The organism is Blastococcus brunescens, from assembly GCF_035320885.1.
GTDB classification, from domain to species: Bacteria; Actinomycetota; Actinomycetes; order Mycobacteriales; family Geodermatophilaceae; genus Blastococcus_B; species Blastococcus_B brunescens.
On sequence record NZ_CP141261.1, the window covers coordinates 3,332,120 to 3,348,887 of the forward strand.

Annotated in this window: 16 protein-coding genes and 4 pseudogenes; 8 read left to right on the plus strand and 12 right to left on the minus strand. The window is 71.9% G+C overall.

The genetic code is table 11. The features are described from left to right. Nucleotides 1-28: 28 nt before the first annotated feature. The 7 genes and pseudogenes from U6N30_RS22375 to U6N30_RS22400 all read left to right on the plus strand — a co-directional run bounded on the left by U6N30_RS22375 (nt 29) and on the right by U6N30_RS22400 (nt 7,540). Complete coding sequence (locus U6N30_RS22375; protein WP_324274018.1) at nt 29-1,087, plus strand: alpha-amylase family glycosyl hydrolase; 1,059 nt, start codon at nt 29-31, stop codon at nt 1,085-1,087. Beyond that, complete coding sequence (locus U6N30_RS22380) at nt 1,027-1,860, plus strand: alpha-glucosidase C-terminal domain-containing protein (protein WP_324274019.1); 834 nt, start codon at nt 1,027-1,029, stop codon at nt 1,858-1,860. Before U6N30_RS22375 ends, U6N30_RS22380 begins: the two co-directional genes overlap by 61 nt. Further along, the gene (locus U6N30_RS22385) at nt 1,857-3,227 is read left to right on the plus strand and encodes a maltokinase N-terminal cap-like domain-containing protein (RefSeq protein ID WP_324274020.1); all 1,371 of its coding nucleotides are present in this window, start codon (nt 1,857-1,859) and stop codon (nt 3,225-3,227) included. The genes U6N30_RS22380 and U6N30_RS22385 overlap by 4 nt, the downstream gene beginning before the upstream one ends. A gap of 623 nt (nt 3,228-3,850) precedes the next feature. Further along, nucleotides 3,851-3,973: pseudogene (locus U6N30_RS34455) on the plus strand (GlgB N-terminal domain-containing protein); the annotation flags it as partial. A 161-nt stretch (nt 3,974-4,134) separates the two neighbouring features. Continuing rightward, a pseudogene (gene glgB / locus U6N30_RS22390) lies at nt 4,135-5,754 on the plus strand (1,4-alpha-glucan branching protein GlgB); the annotation flags it as partial. A gap of 113 nt (nt 5,755-5,867) precedes the next feature. Continuing rightward, complete coding sequence (locus tag U6N30_RS22395; protein WP_324278415.1) at nt 5,868-6,059, plus strand: alpha amylase C-terminal domain-containing protein; 192 nt, start codon at nt 5,868-5,870, stop codon at nt 6,057-6,059. Nucleotides 6,060-6,145: 86 nt separating this feature from the next. Next, nucleotides 6,146-7,540, plus strand: a complete 1,395-nt coding sequence (locus tag U6N30_RS22400) for a neutral zinc metallopeptidase (RefSeq protein ID WP_324274021.1) — start codon at nt 6,146-6,148, stop codon at nt 7,538-7,540. A 57-nt stretch (nt 7,541-7,597) separates the two neighbouring features. Here U6N30_RS22400 and U6N30_RS22405 read toward each other — a convergent pair whose 3' ends face one another. The 7 genes from U6N30_RS22405 to U6N30_RS22435 all read right to left on the minus strand — a co-directional run bounded on the left by U6N30_RS22405 (nt 7,598) and on the right by U6N30_RS22435 (nt 11,796). Then, the gene (locus U6N30_RS22405; protein WP_324274022.1) at nt 7,598-7,879 is read right to left on the minus strand and encodes a tetratricopeptide repeat protein; all 282 of its coding nucleotides are present in this window, start codon (nt 7,877-7,879) and stop codon (nt 7,598-7,600) included. Beyond that, complete coding sequence (locus U6N30_RS22410; RefSeq protein ID WP_324274023.1) at nt 7,782-8,549, minus strand: thioredoxin family protein; 768 nt, start codon at nt 8,547-8,549, stop codon at nt 7,782-7,784. Before U6N30_RS22410 ends, U6N30_RS22405 begins: the two co-directional genes overlap by 98 nt. Nucleotides 8,550-8,687: 138 nt before the next feature. Continuing rightward, nucleotides 8,688-9,152: a hypothetical protein gene (locus U6N30_RS22415; protein WP_324274024.1), complete on the minus strand. Its 465-nt coding sequence runs from the start codon at nt 9,150-9,152 to the stop codon at nt 8,688-8,690. A 15-nt stretch (nt 9,153-9,167) separates the two neighbouring features. Continuing rightward, nucleotides 9,168-9,530, minus strand: coding sequence for a VOC family protein (locus U6N30_RS22420; RefSeq protein ID WP_324274025.1), 363 nt, complete (start codon nt 9,528-9,530; stop codon nt 9,168-9,170). A 26-nt stretch (nt 9,531-9,556) separates the two neighbouring features. Continuing rightward, nucleotides 9,557-11,044 carry an acyl-CoA mutase large subunit family protein gene (locus tag U6N30_RS22425; RefSeq protein ID WP_324278416.1) on the minus strand — a complete coding sequence of 496 codons (1,488 nt, stop codon included), beginning with the start codon at nt 11,042-11,044 and terminating at the stop codon, nt 9,557-9,559. Next, nucleotides 10,951-11,235: a hypothetical protein gene (locus tag U6N30_RS22430; protein WP_324274026.1), complete on the minus strand. Its 285-nt coding sequence runs from the start codon at nt 11,233-11,235 to the stop codon at nt 10,951-10,953. The genes U6N30_RS22425 and U6N30_RS22430 overlap by 94 nt, the downstream gene beginning before the upstream one ends. 36 nt (nt 11,236-11,271) lie before the next feature. Beyond that, entirely contained in the window at nt 11,272-11,796 is a 525-nt protein-coding gene (locus U6N30_RS22435; RefSeq protein ID WP_324274027.1) for a MarR family winged helix-turn-helix transcriptional regulator, read from the minus strand. Between the two features lie 323 nt (nt 11,797-12,119). Here U6N30_RS22435 and U6N30_RS22440 point away from each other — a divergent pair, with 323 nt between their 5' ends. Next, nucleotides 12,120-12,881 (plus strand): DUF559 domain-containing protein, encoded by a 762-nt coding sequence (locus tag U6N30_RS22440; RefSeq protein WP_324274028.1) that lies wholly within the window; start codon nt 12,120-12,122, stop codon nt 12,879-12,881. A gap of 59 nt (nt 12,882-12,940) precedes the next feature. Here U6N30_RS22440 and U6N30_RS22445 read toward each other — a convergent pair whose 3' ends face one another. From U6N30_RS22445 to U6N30_RS22470, 5 genes and pseudogenes are all read right to left on the minus strand, one after another. Further along, the gene (locus tag U6N30_RS22445; RefSeq protein ID WP_324274029.1) at nt 12,941-13,285 is read right to left on the minus strand and encodes a hypothetical protein; all 345 of its coding nucleotides are present in this window, start codon (nt 13,283-13,285) and stop codon (nt 12,941-12,943) included. Beyond that, the gene (locus U6N30_RS22450; protein WP_324274030.1) at nt 13,282-14,382 is read right to left on the minus strand and encodes a phytoene desaturase family protein; all 1,101 of its coding nucleotides are present in this window, start codon (nt 14,380-14,382) and stop codon (nt 13,282-13,284) included. Before U6N30_RS22450 ends, U6N30_RS22445 begins: the two co-directional genes overlap by 4 nt. A gap of 54 nt (nt 14,383-14,436) precedes the next feature. Continuing rightward, a pseudogene (gene meaB, locus U6N30_RS34460) lies at nt 14,437-15,539 on the minus strand (methylmalonyl Co-A mutase-associated GTPase MeaB). Further along, nucleotides 15,482-15,895 carry an acetyl-CoA C-acetyltransferase gene (locus U6N30_RS22465; protein WP_422678139.1) on the minus strand — a complete coding sequence of 138 codons (414 nt, stop codon included), beginning with the start codon at nt 15,893-15,895 and terminating at the stop codon, nt 15,482-15,484. The pseudogene meaB and the gene U6N30_RS22465 overlap by 58 nt, the downstream one beginning before the upstream one ends. A 51-nt stretch (nt 15,896-15,946) precedes the next feature. Further along, nucleotides 15,947-16,671, minus strand: a pseudogene (locus U6N30_RS22470) (acetyl-CoA C-acyltransferase); the annotation flags it as partial. Nucleotides 16,672-16,768 lie beyond the last annotated feature (97 nt).

The window sequence follows — 16,768 nt, forward strand, 5'->3', positions numbered from 1 at the left end:
GCGAACCGAACGAGGTCTGTTCCTCCCGATGACCGTTCCCGTCCCTGACTTCCCCGACAGCCGTTCCGCCCTGCCGTCGCCCGGCACGGACCCGGAGTGGTTCAAGCGCGCGGTCTTCTACGAGGTGCTGGTCCGCGGCTTCGCCGACAGCAACGCCGACGGCGTCGGCGACATCCGCGGCATGATCGACAAGCTCGACTACCTGCAGTGGCTCGGGGTGGACTGCCTGTGGCTGCCGCCGTTCTTCGCCTCGCCGCTGCGCGACGGCGGCTACGACGTCAGCGACTACACCGCCGTCCTGCCCGAGTTCGGGGACATCACCGACTTCCGCGAGTTCCTCACCGAGGCCCACGCCCGCGGCATGCGCGTGATCATCGACTTCGTCATGAACCACACCTCGGACCAGCACCCCTGGTTCCAGGCCAGCCGCAGTGACCCCGACGGGGACTACGGCGATTTCTATGTATGGGCGGACGACGACACCGGCTACGCCGACGCCCGGATCATCTTCGTCGACACCGAGAGCTCGAACTGGACGTTCGACCCGGTGCGCAAGCAGTACTTCTGGCACCGCTTCTTCTCCCACCAGCCGGACCTCAACTTCGAGAACCCCAAGGTGCAGGAGGCGATCATCGACGCCCTGCGCTTCTGGCTGGACCTCGGCATCGACGGCTTCCGGCTCGACGCCGTGCCCTACCTCTTCGAGGAGGAGGGCACCAACTGCGAGAACCTCCCGCGCACCCACGAGTTCCTCAAGCACGTGCGCAAGGTCGTCGACGCCGACTACCCCGACCGCGTGCTGCTCTGCGAGGCCAACCAGTGGCCGGCCGACGTCGTCGAGTACTTCGGCGAGAACGGCGACGAGTGCCAGATGGCCTTCCACTTCCCGGTCATGCCGCGCCTGTTCATGGCCGTGCGCCGGGAGCAGCGCTTCCCATCTCGGAGATCATGGCCCAGACGCCGGACATCCCCGACAACTGCCAGTGGGGCGTCTTCCTCCGCAACCACGACGAGCTCACGCTCGAGATGGTCACCGACGAAGAGCGCGACTACATGTGGGACGAGTACGCCAAGGACCCCCGCATGAAGGCCAACATCGGCATCCGCCGGCGGCTGGCACCCCTGCTGGACAACGACACCAACACCCTCGAGCTGTTCAACGCGCTGCTGCTGTCACTCCCGGGATCGCCGGTCCTGTACTACGGCGACGAGATCGGCATGGGCGACAACATCTGGCTCGGTGACCGGGACGGCGTCCGGACGCCCATGCAGTGGACGCCGGACCGCAACGGCGGCTTCTCCACCGCCGACCCGCAGCGGATGTACCTGCCGCTGAACCAGGACCCGGTGTACGGCTACCAGGTGACCAACGTCGAGTCGCAGCTGCGCAACAGCAACTCCTTGCTGCAGTGGCTGCGGCGGATGATCCAGGTCCGCAACGAGCACCCCACCTTCGGCCTGGGCTCCTTCGAGGAGATCGGGTCGCGCAACCCGACGGTGCTGTCGTTCGTGCGCCGGTTCGGCGACGACGTCGTGCTGTGCGTCAACAACCTGTCCCGCTTCCCGCAGCCGGTGGAGCTCGACCTGCGGCAGTTCGAGGGCTACACGCCCGTCGAGCTCACCGGCCGGGTCGAGTTCCCGCAGATCGGTGTGCTGCCCTACATGCTCACCCTCGCCGGGCACGGCTTCTACTGGTTCGAGCTGGCCAAGCCCGTCGAGCCGCTCGCGGACGACCACGAGGACTGGGAGAGCGCGACCTCGAGCGCGGTGGCCGACAGCCTGCTGGCCGCGGGCGTGGTCAGCGCAGCGGAGGAGATCCCGGGCGACAGCGACACCCGCGACCAGGGAGTGACCTCATGACCGCCCTGACCGACCTGCTGCGCGACTGGATGCCCCACCAGCGGTGGTTCGCCGGCAAGGGCCGCGAGTGGTCCGGCATCAGCGAGGACGGCTTCCTCCTCGACCGGAGCAACCCGGTGCTGTCCGTCCACCGGGTTCGCGTGAGCTACGCCGACGGCGCCCAGGAGACCTACCTCGTGCCGTTGTCGTGGCGCGACCACCCGGCCGAGGACCTGGAGTCGGCCTTCGTCGGCGCGGTGGCCGGCGACGGCCGGGAGACCTACGCCTACGACGCGATGCGCGACCGGGACGCGACGACGCCGTGGCTGATCCACCTGGTGAACGCCTCGACCATCGGCCCGATGCACTTCCACCCTGCCGGGGTCGCCTACATCCCCGAGGGTCTGCCGGGCGACCTCGTCTCCGGCGAGCAGAGCAACACCTCGCTCATCTACGGGCAGGAGGCGATCCTCAAGCTGTTCCGGCGGCTCGAGCCCGGTCTCAATCCCGACGTCGAGGTGCACGACGCGCTGCGCCGCACGGAGAACCAGCACATCGCGCCGCTGCTGGGGCACATCGAGATCGACGATCCCGATGCCTCGAACCCGCCGGCGACCGTGGCCATGCTGCAGACCTTCGTCCCCAACGCCAGCGACGGCTGGCGGCTGGCGACCGCCAGCGTGCGGGACCTGTACATGGAGGGTGACCTGCACGCCGACGAGGTCGGTGGCGACTTCGCCGCCGACAGCGAGCGGCTCGGCGCGGCCACCGCCTCGGTGCACGCCGACATGGCGCAGGTGCTGCCGACGGAGCCGGCCGGCGAGGACTGGTATGCCGCAACGGCCGCCCAGATGAACGACCGGCTGACCGCGGCGATCGACATCGTGCCGCAGCTGAGCGAGCACGCCGACGGCCTGCGCGCCCTCTACGCGGCGGTGGCCGAGAGCCGCGAACCCGTCGTCCGCCAGCGCGTCCACGGGGATCTCCACCTGGGCCAGGTACTGCGCACCGCGACCGGCTGGATCGTGCTCGACTTCGAGGGCGAGCCGGCCCGGCCGCTGGCCTCCCGTCGGGAGCTCGACAGCCCGTTGCGCGACGTCGCCGGCATGCTGCGCAGCTTCGACTACGCGGCCCGGCACATGCTGGTGGAGCAGCCCGACGACGCGCAGCGCGCCTACCGGGCGCAGGAGTGGGCGGCGCGCAACCGGGCGGCGTACTGCACCGGCTACTCCGCCGCCAGCGGCCTGGACCCGTGCGGCGAATCACCACTCCTTCGGGCGTTCGAGGCCGACAAGTGCGTTTACGAGTGCGTCTACGAGGCACGCAACCGTCCGCACTGGCTGATGATCCCGCTGAACTCGCTGAGCCGGCTGATCAACCGCGAGTGATGCGCCCGCCGCACGAGACCCGAGCACCCAAGAGGACGGCGAGACGATGACGACCGACGACCGAGGCACTTCCTCCGACAACGGCGACGTGGCCGACAAGGACGACCTCCAGCGCGCGGTCGAGGAGCGGGTGGCCGCCGCTGAGGAGGCAGCCGGCACCGAGCCGGTGGTCAACGCGGCGCCGGCCAAGAAGGTGGCCAAGCGCGCCGCCGCCAAGAAGGCGCCCGCAGCCAAGAAGGCGCCCGCGGCCAAGAAGGCGCCCGCCAAGCGGACGACCGCCGCGAAGACGGCGGGTGCTCCCGCGCAGCTCGAGGAACGGCCCGACGCCGTGAACCGCCCCGACGAGGGCCCGGCCGAGGAGACGACGGCCACGCCGGTCGTCGCACCCGCGCCGATCGCGGAGCCCGGCGACCCGGCCGGCGCCCCCGCGCCGCAGCCCGAGGCACCCAGCACCGATCCGGCCGAGCCGAGCACGCCGCAGGTCCCCGGCGAGGGGAGAGCCGCGACGCATCGGTGCCGTCCGCCGCGGTCGGGGCCGCGGCGCTCCCGGAGAACGCCGAGCCGGGCCACTCCGCCCCTCCGCCGAGGTGCGCGAGGTCAGCGACGACGACCTGCGGGCGGTCGTGGAGGGCTGGTCGCACGACCCGCACGGCGTCCTGGGCACGCACCGGACGGCAGCGGGCTGGGTCGTCCGCACGCTCCGGCCCGACGCCGTCGCGGTCGCCGTCCTGGACGAGGACGGCTCCCGCTACGACGCCCGGCGGCTGCACGACGGCGGCATCCACGAGGCGACCCTCCCCAGCAGCCCGGCGACTACCGCATCGAGGTCTCCTACCCCGACGGCGAGGGCGGCCAGAACACCTACACCGTCGACGACCCCTACCGCTGGATGCCCACGGTGGGGCAGATGGACGAGCACCTCATCCGGGAGGGCCGCCACGAGCGGCTCTGGGAGGTCCTCGGCGCCCACGTGCGGCGCTACGGCACCCCGCGGGGCACCGTCGAGGGTGTCTCGTTCGCCGTGTGGGCGCCGGCTGCCAAGGGTGTCAAGGTCACCGGGGACTTCGACTACTGGGAGGCACGCGCCTACCCGCTGCGGTCGCTCGGCTCCTCCGGCGTGTGGGAGATCTTCATCCCCAGCGTGCAGGTGGGCAGCCGGTACCGCTTCCACGTCCTGGGTGCCGACGGCACCTGGCGCCAGAAGTCCGACCCGATGGCGTTCGCCACCGAGGTCCCGCCGCTGAACGCCTCGGTGGTCACCGAGTCGAGCTACGAGTGGAACGACGAGGCGTGGCTGGCCGAGCGGGCCACCGCCGGCTGGCACGAACGGCCGATGAGCGTCTACGAGGTGCACGCCGGCTCGTGGCGCCAGGGCCTGTCCTACCGCGAGCTCGCCGACGAGCTCGTCGACTACGTGGTCGCGGCGGGGTTCACCCACATCGAGTTCATGCCGCTGGCCGAGCACCCCTTCGGGGGCTCGTGGGGCTACCAGGTCACGTCCTACTACGCGCCCACCTCGCGGTTCGGCGGCCCGGACGACCTGCGCTACCTGATCGACCGCGCCCACCAGGCCGGCATCGGGGTCATCGTCGACTGGGTCCCCGCCCACTTCCCCAAGGACGACTGGGCGCTGGCCCGGTTCGACGGCACCCCGCTGTACGAGCACGGGGACCCGCGCCGGGGCGAGCAGCTGGACTGGGGCACCTACGTCTTCGACTTCGGCCGGTCCGAGGTGCGGAACTTCCTCGTCGCCAACGCCCTCTACTGGTGCAAGGAGTTCCACGTCGACGGCGTCCGCGTGGATGCCGTCGCGTCGATGCTCTACCTGGACTACTCGCGGGAGGAGTGGCTGCCCAACCAGTTCGGCGGCCGCGAGAACCTCGAGGCCGTGGCGTTCCTGCAGGAGATGAACGCGACCGTCTACCGCGAGGTGCCGGGCGTCATCACGATCGCCGAGGAGTCGACGGCGTGGCCGGGCGTCACCCGGCCGACGCACCTGGGCGGCCTGGGCTTCGGGTTCAAGTGGAACATGGGCTGGATGCACGACTCGCTCGCCTACGTCGAGCGCGAGCCGGTGTACCGCAGCTACCACCACGGCCAGCTGACGTTCTCGATGATGTACGCCTACTCGGAGAACTACGTCCTGCCCATCAGCCACGACGAGGTCGTGTACGGCAAGGGCTCGATGCTCCGGAAGATGCCCGGCGACCGCTGGCAGCAGCTGGCCAACCTGCGGGCCTACCTGGCGTACATGTGGGCGCACCCCGGCAAGCAGCTGCTGTTCATGGGGTCGGAGTTCGCCCAGGACTCCGAGTGGGCGGAGAGCCGCTCGCTGGACTGGTGGCACCTCGACGACCCGGCGCACCGCGGCATCCTGCAGCTGGTGACCGACCTCAACGGCCGCTACAAGGAGCTCGACGCCCTCTGGTCGCTCGACGTCGACCCGGCCGGGTTCCAGTGGATCGACGCCAACGACGCCACCGGGAACGTGCTGTCCTTCCTCCGGTACGGAAAGCCGGCCAAGGAGGGCGCCACCGAGGGCGACGGCGCCGGGTCGGCGCTGGCGTGTGTCGTCAACTTCTCCGGCTCCCGCACCACGGGTACCGGATCGGGCTGCCACGCGGCGGGCACTGGCGCGAGGTGCTCAACACCGACGCGGAGGGCTACGGCGGCTCCGGTGTCGGCAACCTGGGTGGCGTCGAGGCCGAGCCCGAGCCGTGGCACGGGCAGCCCTACTCGGCGACCGTGGCCGCTCCCCGCTCGGCACCGTCTGGCTGGTCCACGAAGGCTGAGCCGCTGCGGGGTCTCCGGCGCGCCGGAGATCCCCGCTGACGCCGCTGACCCGGCATCCTGGGCCGGCTCGCGTTCGCGTCGGCCGCTCCAGGGCTCGGCGCACCAGTCGAAGGGGAACGAGTCGGATGAGGTCGGTCCTGCGCCGCGTCCTGCCCGCCGCCGTCGTCGGTCTGCTCCTGACTGGGTGCTCCACCGAGGTCGTCCGGGGTCTGGCATCGCCGGGAGCGGGTGAACCGGTCGACGTCTCCGCCGACGAGTTCCCCATCACCGGGGCGTCCGACGAGCCGATCGACCGGTTCGCCCGCAACGCGCTGGCCGACATCGAGACCTTCTGGACCGCCGCCTACCCGGAGTTCTTCGGCGAGGAGTACACCCCGCTGCAGGGCGGCTACTTCTCCGTCGATTCCGAGGCGATCGACGAGGGTGCCTACCCGGAGGACGGCATCGGCTGCGAGGGATCGCCCACCTCGCCGGACTCGGTGGCCGGCAACGCCTTCTACGACCCCGTGTGCGACGTCATCGCCTACGACCGGGCCCTGCTCGAGGAGCTCGCCGGTGACTACGGCCGCTTCCTGGTGCCAGTGGTCATGGCGCACGAGTTCGGCCACGCCATGCAGGGCCGGTTCGGGTTCGCCGAGCGTGGCATCCAGGACGAGACCCAGGCCGACTGCCTGGCCGGCGCGTGGACGGGGTGGGTCGCCGCGGGCGAGGCCGAGCACGTGTCCATCCGGACACCGGAGCTCGACGACGTCGTCCGCGGGTTCCTGCTCCTGCGGGACGACGTCGGCAGCGATCCCGACGACACCCAGGCACACGGCTCGTACTTCGACCGCGTCTCGGCCTTCTACGAGGGCTTCGACGGAGGCGTCGGGCCGTGCCGCGACGCGTTCGGCACCGACCGGCTGTTCACCGCCGCCTCGTTCGCCACCGACCTCGACTACCTCAGCCAGGGCAACGCCCCGTTCGACGATCTCGTGGAGATCGTGGACGTCAGCCTGCCGGACTTCTGGGGCGAGGTCTTCCCCGCTGCTTTCGGGAGCGACTTCGAGCCGCCGACGGTCGAGGGTTACCAGGGCACCGCCCCGGACTGCGACGGACTCGAGGACCGCGACCTGGGCTACTGCCCCGAGGACAACACCGTCTACATCGACGAGACCGACCTGGCCACCCCCGCCTACGACGAGATCGGCGACTTCGCCCTGGCGACGGCGATCTCGTTGCCGTACTCGCTGGCCGTCCGCGACCAGGCAGGCCTCTCGACCGACGACGGCGCGGCCACCCGCTCGGCCGTCTGCCTGACCGGCTGGTACCAGGCCCAGTGGTTCAACAACGCATTCACCGACGTCCTGCCCGACGCCGCCATCAGCCCCGGGGACATCGACGAGTCCGTGCAGTTCCTGCTCACCTACGGCGTCGACGACCGGGTCTTCCCGAACCTCGACGCCTCCGGCTTCGAACTCGTGGGGGCCTTCCGCACCGGGTTCCTCCAGGGCGGCGACGCCTGCGAGCTCGAACGCTGAGAGAACACCCCGTCCCCTCACGCCTCGCACCCTCGGCGCGAGCCTCTGGACGGGGCCTCAGAACAGGGCGGCCATGAGTTGACGGCGGGCCGCGCCCACCCGCGGGTCCTCGTCACCGACGACGGCGAACAGCTCCACCAGGTGGGTGCGCGCCGCGTCGCGGTCCTCGCCCGAGGTGCGGCGGACGACGTCGAGCAGCCGGTCGAAGGCGGTCTCGACGTTGCCGGTGCCCAGGAGGAAGTCAGCCGCGCGGGTCTGCGCGGCGACGTCCTCCGGGGCGGCGTCGGCGGCGGCCAGCGCGTCCGGTCCGGCTTCCTCGGCTCGCCGGAAGAGCTGCACCTGCCGCAGCGCCAGCGCCGCCTCCGGGTGCTCGGGCTCGGCATCGAGGATCGACCGGTACGCCGCCTCGGCCGCGACCAGGTCCCCCGCTCCAGAGCCGCCTCCGCGGCGTCCAGGCGCGGGTCGTCCACCTCGGCGTCGGCGGGTTCGCCGCCGGCCAGCGCGCCCCCGTCGTCGCCTTCACCAGCTCGGTGACGAACTGGCGGGCCTGCTCCTCCGGGATCGCTCCGTTGAACTCCGCGACCAGCTGCCCCTGCCAGACGGCCTTGACCGCCGGGATCCCCTGCACCCGCAGGCCCTGGGCCAGAGCCGGGTTCGCGTCGACGTCCACCTTGGCCAGCACCCACGTGCCCGCGCCCTCGGCGGCCAGCCGCTCGAGCACCGGGGACAGCTGCTTGCAGGGCCCGCACCACTCGGCCCACAGGTCCAGGACGACGGGCACCTGGAAGGAGCGGTCGAGCACCTCGGCCTGGAACGTGGCCTCGGTGACGTCGACGACCGCCGCGCCCGGCGCGCCGACCGGTGCCTCGGCGCTCGGTGGCGGGGCGGCGGCGGCGCGGGCGGCGGCCTCGGAGCGTGCCTTGACGGCGGCGAGATCGACGGCGCCGGACATGGCGGCCGCCAGCTGGGCCTGCCGCGGGTCGGGACGTCCGGGACGGGTGGGCTGCATGGGCTCTATGATCCCTCCTCCTCCGGACGAGGCCGCAGCCAGGTGCCGTCCCCTGTCGGGCGGAGCCGTTTCCGCTATCCCCGCGGGGAGGTCTCCGACCCCCGCCCCGGGGCTCGACCCCTCGCAGGGCGTCTCACCTCAGTCACGGGGACGGTGCTCCTCGAACCGCACCACCTGCTGGAAGGTCGGCCGGTTCTGCCAGTCGATGGCCCGCACGCCGACCACTCCGGTCGCCACCGCACGGATGTCGTCGATGTGCTCGTCGTAGGTGAGCTCAGCCACCGCGGACACTGCCTGCTCGGCGAGGACCCGGTCGACGGTCGCCCGGAGCGAGGTCCGCAGGTCCGCCCGGCACGCGGCCGCGACACCACCGCCGCAGTAGGAGCGGGACCAGTCGCCGTCCCCACCCAGGTCCTCGGCGACGTACCCGTACCAGGCCACGTTGTTCCAGGCCGAGCCCAGGCCCTGACGCGGGTGGTCGTCGAGCCGCTGCGGCAGCTCGGTCACCAGGTCGCCCAGGGTGCCGCGGAGCAGCTCGTGGGCCACCGACCGCACCGACCCGTCCTCACCCGTGGTCTCCCGCCACGCGTCGAACAGCGCCACCGCGGTCTGGTCCGGTCACTGCTCCGCCCACACCCCGAGCTCGTTGCCGGCGGGGTCGCGGAAGTGGAACCGCCGACCGCCGGGGAACGCGTAGGGACCCTGCACGACCTCGCCACCGGCGGCCTCCACCGCGGTGACGGTGGCGTCGAGGTCCGCGGAGAAGAGCAGGACGAGCGGGCCACCGGCGGCCGGCGGTGAGTCGCTCTGGGCCAGCCCACCGACCTCGCCGTCGCCGGACGGGGTACGGATGCCGGCGTACGACGGCCCGTAGTCGTTGAACTGCCAGCCGAACGCATCGGCGTAGAAGCGCTTCGCCGCCGCGAGATCGGGGACGGTGAGCTCGACGTAGTCGATCGCGTGGTGCGTGTGGTCGGTCATGCCGGGCAGGATGCCCCGGGGGTACGTCAGAAGCGGGCGGGCTCGGTGTACTGCCCCCACTCGGCACGCAGGGCGTCGCAGATCTCGCCGAGCGTGGCCTCCGCGCGGACGGCGTCCAGCATCGCCGGGAGCATGTTCTCGTCGGTGCGGCCGACCTCCACCATGCGGGCGACGGCGGCCCGCGCGGCGTCGTCGTCCCGGGCCTGACGGCGCTCGGCGAGCTCGGCCTTCTGCTCCCGCTCGACCTCGTGGCTGACCCGCAGGATCTCCAGCGGGTCCTCGCCCGGCACGGTGCCGGTCAGCGTGTTGACGCCGACGACCTTCTTGTCGCCCTTCTCGAGTGCCCGCTGGTAGACGAATGCGGCCTCGGCGATCTCGCCGGTGAACCAGCCGTCCTCGATGCCGCGCAGGATGCCCGCCGTCATGGTGCCGTCGGCGCTCATGTCCTTGATGCGGGTGAAGATCTCCTCCGCCTGCCGCTCCATCTCGTCGGTCAGCGCCTCGACGTACCAGGAGCCGCCCAGCGGATCGGCGACGTTCATGACCCCCGTCTCCTCCATGATCAGCTGCTGCGTGCGCAGCGCGATCTGGGCGGCCTTCGCGCTGGGCAGCGCGAGCACCTCGTCGAGGGCGTTGGTGTGCAGCGACTGGGTCCCGCCGAGGACGGCGGCCAGGGCCTCGATCGCCGTGCGGGTGATGTTGTTGTCCGGCTGCTGCGCGGTGAGGCTGACGCCGGCGGTCTGGGTGTGGAAGCGCAGCTGCTGGGCTTTCTCCGTCGTCGCCCCGTAGACGTCGCGCAGCCAGCGGGCCCAGATCCGGCGGGCGGCCCGGAACTTGGCGATCTCCTCGAAGAAGTCGAGGTGGGAGTCGAAGAAGAAGGACAGGCCCGGCGCGAACTGCTCGATGTCCAGGCCGCGGGAGAGGCCGAGCTCGACGTAGCCGAAGCCGTCGGCGAGGGTGAAGGCGAGCTCCTGCGCGGCGGTCGAACCCGCCTCGCGGATGTGGTAGCCCGAGACGCTGATCGGCTTGTACGCCGGGATGTGCTCGGCGCAGTACTCCATCAGGTCGCCGATCAGGCGCAGGTGCGGCTCGGGCGCGAACAGCCACTCCTTCTGCGCGATGTACTCCTTGAAGATGTCGGTCTGCAGCGTGCCGTTGAGCTTCCCGAGGTCGGCTCCCTGGCGCTCGGCGGCCACCAGGTACATGCAGAACACCGGGACGGCGGGGCCGCTGATCGTCATCGACGTCGTCGTCGCCTCGAGGTCGATCTCGGAGAAGAGGACGTCCATGTCGGCGGCGGTGTCGACCGCGACTCCGCAGTGGCCGACCTCGCCGAGCGCCCGCGGGTCGTCGGAGTCGCGCCCCATGAGGGTGGGCATGTCGAAAGCGACCGACAACCCGCCGCCGCCCTCGGCCAGGATCATCTTGTAGCGCTCGTTGGTCTGCTTGGCGTTGCCGAAGCCGGCGAACTGCCGGATCGTCCAGGCCCGGCCGCGGTACCCGGTGGCGTGCAGGCCGCGGGTGAACGGGAACTCCCCGGATAGCCGATCCGCTCGAAGTCCTCGACGCTCGCCTCGTCAGCGGGGCCGTAGACCGGGTCGACCTCCACGCCGGAGAGCGTCGTGAAGTCGGCGTCGCGGACCTTGCCGCCCGCCAACGCCGCGTCGTACCGCTGCTGCCACCGCTGCCGCGCGTCCTGTGCCATGACCAGATAGTAGGACGTCCAACTATCTAGCGCCGATCACTCGACGAGGGTGGCGCTCCCCTCGACGTCGCCGGCACCGAGCCGCACCCGCTTGAGCACGGCGAACAGCGCCGCGCGCTCGTCCTCCGGCACGTCGGCGAGACCGAAATCGAGATCGGTGAGCGCCGCCGTCGCCGCCACCACCACCTGCCGGCCCTCGTCGGTGATGCCGGCGAGCACGCCACGGCCGTCGTCGGGGTTCGGCCGGCGCCGGACGAAGCCCGCGGCCACGAGCCGGTCGATCGCGTTGGTGACGCTGGTGGGGTGCACCATCAGCCGGCTGCCGATCACCTTGAGCGGCAGCTCCCCGGTCCGGCTGAAGGTGAGCAGGACGAGCACCTCGTACCGGGCGAAGGTCAATCTGTGCGGTCTGAGGGCCTCGTCGAACCGGGCGAGCAGGATCTGCTGCACGCGGAAGATGCTCGTCGCGGCGCGCATCGACGACGCGGGACCGAAGTGCTTCTCCCACGTCTGCCCGGCCCGCTCGATGGGGTCGAAGGGCAGCCCCAGCGGTCGCACCATGCGCCGAACGCTACCGGGGCCGTGTTCCGCGCCCCCGTTGCGCTGCGGTCGCCGCAGATATGCGCAGGGATGCGGTTGTGGCCCCCGGCATCACCGCCGTCATGCGTTTCAGCGCGGCGTCGGTGGATCGGTCGCGCTTCTCCGGGCTGTGGACAGCGCCCGCGGCGTCCCCCTGCAAGCGACAGAGTGCCGTCGTGACTCGCACTCCCGTTCGGCCGGCACAGCTGCGCGGCAAGGTGTTCCGTGGCTCCGAACAGGTAGCACTGGGCCGAGTGACGCGGGCGCAGCTCCGCAGCTCGGCCTGGCGACGCCTCTTTCCCGATGTGTACGCCTGCGATTCCCTGCCCGTCACCCATCTGCGGCGGGCGCGGGCCGTAGCGGTCCTGCTGCTCCCGGGTGCTGTGCTCTGCGGACGCAGCGCCGCGGTGGTGTGGGGAGTCGATCTCGCGGAACCCGACGACCCCGTCGAGTGCACGCTGGCAGCGGGCCGACGGGCGGGCGCGGTGCGGGGCGTCCACGTGACCCGACGCCGCCTGGCGGACGAGGACGTCGTGCGGCGCCATGGCTTGCTCGTCACGACCCCCGTGCGGACGGCGTTGGACCTGGCCCGCATCCAGCCACCGGACGAGGCAGTGGTGGCCCTCGACCAGTTCCTGCGCTCCCGCCTGGTCACCCTGGAGGACCTGCGTGCGGCGGCCGCGGCGACGACCGGACCAGGATGCCGCGGGATCCGCCTGGCCGCCGATCGTGCCGACGGGCTGGCCCAGTCACCCCAGGAGACCCGGCTGCGGCTGTTGCTGCACCGCGCGGCCTCGCTGCCTCGACCGGTCGCCCAGTACGTGGTCCACGACGCCGGCCGCTTCGTCGCTCAGGTGGACCTCGCATGGCCCCAGCACAAGGTCGCCGTCGAGTACGACGGTGTCTGGCACGGCGAGCCCCGACAGGTGGGAAAGGACAGACGACGGCTGAATCGGCTCACCGCGGCCGGGTGGACCGTCGTCTTCGTGACCGCCGCGGATCTCCGCGATCCCGTCGCCCTGATCGCCCGGATCGCCGCGGCGTTGAGTGCGTCGCGGTACGCATGAGCGCGGTTATGCGGCCCGTATGACCACGTTCGTACGCATATCGGCGAGGAGGAGCCGGTTCAGCGCAGGGCGGGGCGCAGCGGCGGGACCGTCCGGACGCCGAAGACCTCGCGCAGGGCCACCTGGGCGGCGTTGTCCCCGCAGGCGCCGTGCACCGCCGGCCCGGGCGGCGTCGCCGCCGACGCGAGGTAGACGCCCGTCATCGGGGTCTTGTAGGTGTTCCACCGCGGCACGGGCCGGGCGAGCATCTGCCGCAGGGTGGCCTGCCCGTTGGAGATGTCGCCGCCGAGGTAGCTGGGGTTCCACTGCTCCATGGCCACGGCGTTCTTCGTGTACCGCTCGAGCACCGTGTCGCGGAAGCCCGGCGCGAACCGCTCGATCTGGTTCTCGATGGCTTCGGTCATGTCGACGTCGGCGCCGTGCGGCACGTGCACGTACGCCCAGAAGATGTGCCCGCCGTCGGGTGCCCTGGACGGGTCCGGCACCGTCGGCTGGACGGCGAGCACGTAGGGCTCGTCGGTGATCTGCCCCTGGTTGGGCGCCCGCTCCCCGCGATGGTCTCGTCCAGGTTCCCGGCGACGTGGATCGTGCCGGCCCGCCGGACGTCGGGGTTGGTCCACGGCACCGGCTCGGACAGGATCCAGTCGATCTTGAAGACGCCGGCCCCGTGCTTGTAGCGCCGCACCCACCGGCGGTAGCCCTCGTGCACCCGGTTGCCGGCCATCCCGACGAAGGCCTCGGGCGTGGTGTTCAGCAGCACGGCCGGGACACCCTCGAACTCGCGCAGGTCGGTGACGTGGTGGCCGGTCACCACCTCGCCGCCCTGCTCCTCGAGCGCGGCGACCATGGCGTCGGCCAGCTTCTGCGACCCGCCCTCGATCAGCGGCCACCCGACGTGGTGCGACAGCATCGCCAGGAGCATGCCCAGCGCCGAGGTCAGCGGCTGGCTGAGGTCGAGCATGCCGTGCGCCGCGGCCCCGCCCAGGAGCGCCCGGGCCTCCTCGGTGTCGAAGTACCGGTGGGCGAGCCACCGCACGTTGGGCAGCCCGTTGAGGCCGAAGTACGCGATCTGCGGGACGCTGCGGGTGGGCAGGCTGCGCAACCGGCTGGTCAGGAAGAAGTCGACGACGTCGGTCCCGTGCTCGACCAGCGGCCCGAACAGCCGGCGGTAGGCGGCCGCGTCCTCGCCGAGCCCCGCCGCGGTCTCCTCCAACGAGCGGTAGGAGACCGCGGCGCGCCCTCCGTCCAGCGGGTGGGCGAAGTTGATCTCGGGATGCACCAGCCGGACGCCGCGGCTCTCCGGGTCGAACTCGCGGAAGAACGGCGCGGCCGCCGCCATGGGCTGCACGATCGAGCAGACGTCGTGCAGGTACCCGGGCCGCATCAGCTCCTCGGTGCGCATGCCGCCGCCGGCGCGATCGGCGGCTTCCACGACCTGCACGCGGAGACCGGCCGCGGACAGCCGGAGCGCGGCCGCCAGACCGTTCGGTCCGGCTCCCACGACGACAGCGTCGGGCGTGCCGTTCACTGCCTCGGCCCGTTCATCGGTCCATCCTCAGGGGCCGACGGCGCGGGCGCAGGTCAGAGTTGCTCGAGCAGCTCGTCGGCGGCGCGGAAGGGGTCGGACTCCCCGCGACGACACGATCGGCCAGCACGCCCAGTGCCGCGGACCCGTGCACGTCGCCCATGCGCTCGCGCAGGGAGGCCAGTGCGATCGCCTCGATCTCGCGTGCCGCCCGCTCGCTGCGCCGCCGGTGGGCCTCCCCGAGGACTCCAGCCACTCGCGGTGCGCCTCGACCTTCTCGAGCACCTGGTCGACGCCGTTGTCGGTCTCGCGGCTGGCCACGGTCTTCACGATCGGCGGGCGCCAGTGACCGGCCTCGGAGTGCCGTCCGCCCAGGGACAGCATGTAGCGGAGGTCGCGGACGGTGGTGTCGGCGCCGTCCCGGTCGGCCTTGTTCACGACGAAGACGTCGGCCACCTCGAGGATCCCGGCCTTCGCCGCCTGGATGCCGTCGCCCATCCCCGGCGCGACGAGCACGAGCGTCGTGTCGGCCAGCGAGGCGATCTCCAGCTCGGACTGCCCGACGCCGACGGTCTCGATGAGCACGACGTCGCAGCCGGCGGCGTCGAGCACCCGCAGCGCCTGCGGGGTCGCCCAGGACAGGCCGCCGAGGTGCCCGCGCGAGGCCATGGACCGGATGTAGACCCCGCTGTCGCCGGCGTGGTCCTGCATCCGGACGCGGTCGCCCAGCAGGGCGCCGCCCGAGAAAGGGACGACGGGTCGACGGCGAGCACCCCGACCCGCTTGCCGGAGGCGCGCAGTGCCCGCACCACGGCGGTCGTCGTCGTCGACTTGCCGACACCCGGCGAGCCGGTCAGGCCGAGGACCTGCGCCCGTCCGGTGTGCGGGGCCAGCGCCGCGGCGACCTCGCGCAGGGCGGGGCTGGCGTCCTCGACCAGGGAGATCAGCCGCGCCACCGAGCGGGCGTCGCCCTCGCGGGCGCGCTCGACCAGGGTCGGGACGTCGGCAGCACGCCGTCCGCGCCGCCCGGTCGTGACGGCGGGGACGTCCGTCCGGACGGCGAGTCCCTCCGGATTCACGCCTTGGCGGGCACGTGCAGGACCAGGGCGTCGCCCTGGCCACCGCCGCCGCACAGGGCCGCGGCGCCGACGCCGCCACCGCGACGACGCAGTTCGAGGACGAGGTCGAGCACGATGCGGGCACCGCTCATGCCGACCGGGTGGCCCAGGGCGATCGCTCCGCCGTTGGGGTTGACCTTCTCCGGATCGATGCCGAGCTCGCGGGTGGACACGATGCCGACGGCGGCGAACGCCTCGTTGAGCTCGACCAGGTCGAGGTCCGCCGGCTCGATGCCCTCGCGCGCGCAGGCCTTCTGGATGGCCCGCGACGGCTGGCTCTGCAGGGTGGCGTCGGGGCCGGCGACCACGCCGTGGGCGCCGATCTCGGCGAGCACGGTGCAGCCCAGCTCGGCTGCCTTCTCGGCGCTCATGACCACGACCGCGCAGGCGCCGTCGGAGATCTGCGAGGCTGTGCCGGCCGTGATCGTGCCGTCCTTGGCGAACGCCGGCTTGAGCTTCGACAGGCTCTCGGCCGTCGTGTCGGGGCGGATGCCCTCGTCCTCGCGGAACTCGATCGGGTCCCCTTGCGCTGGGGGATCAGGACCGGGGTGATCTCCTCGTCGAAGATCCCGTCCTTCGCGGCGCGGGCGGCCTTCTGGTGGCTGGCCGCGGCGAACTCGTCCTGCTCCTCGCGGGTCAGCTCGTAGCGGGAGTTCGCCTGCTCGGTGAGCACGCCCATCGCCACCTGGTCGAAGGTGTCGGAGAGGCCGTCGTGGGCCATCGAGTCGATGAGCTTCGTGTCGCCGTACTTGGTGCCGGTGCGCGAGTTGGCGAGCAGGTGCGGCGCCTGGGTCATCGACTCCATGCCCCCGGCGACGACGACGTCGAACTCGCCGGCGCGGATGAGCTGGTCGGCCAGCGCGATCGCGTCGAGGCCCGAGAGGCACACCTTGTTGAGGGTGAACGACGGCACCGACATCGGGATGCCACCGGCGACCGCGGCCGGGCGGGCCGGGTTCTGGCCGGCACCGGCCTGGATGACCTGACCCATGATCACGTAGTCGACCTGGTCGCCGGAGATGCCCGCGCGCTCCAGCGCCGCCTTGATGGCGATGCCACCGAGGTCTGCCGCCGAGAAGTCCTTGAGCGAGCCGAGGAGCCGGCCCATCGGGGTACGTGCGCCGCTGACGATGACGGAGCGGGACATGGAGCCTCCAGTGCCGGGTCGCCGACGTTGGCGACCGTCTCAACAGGGCTGACCGCGCGGACGGCGCGGGTCGGACTGCACCTCAGGATAGGACCGT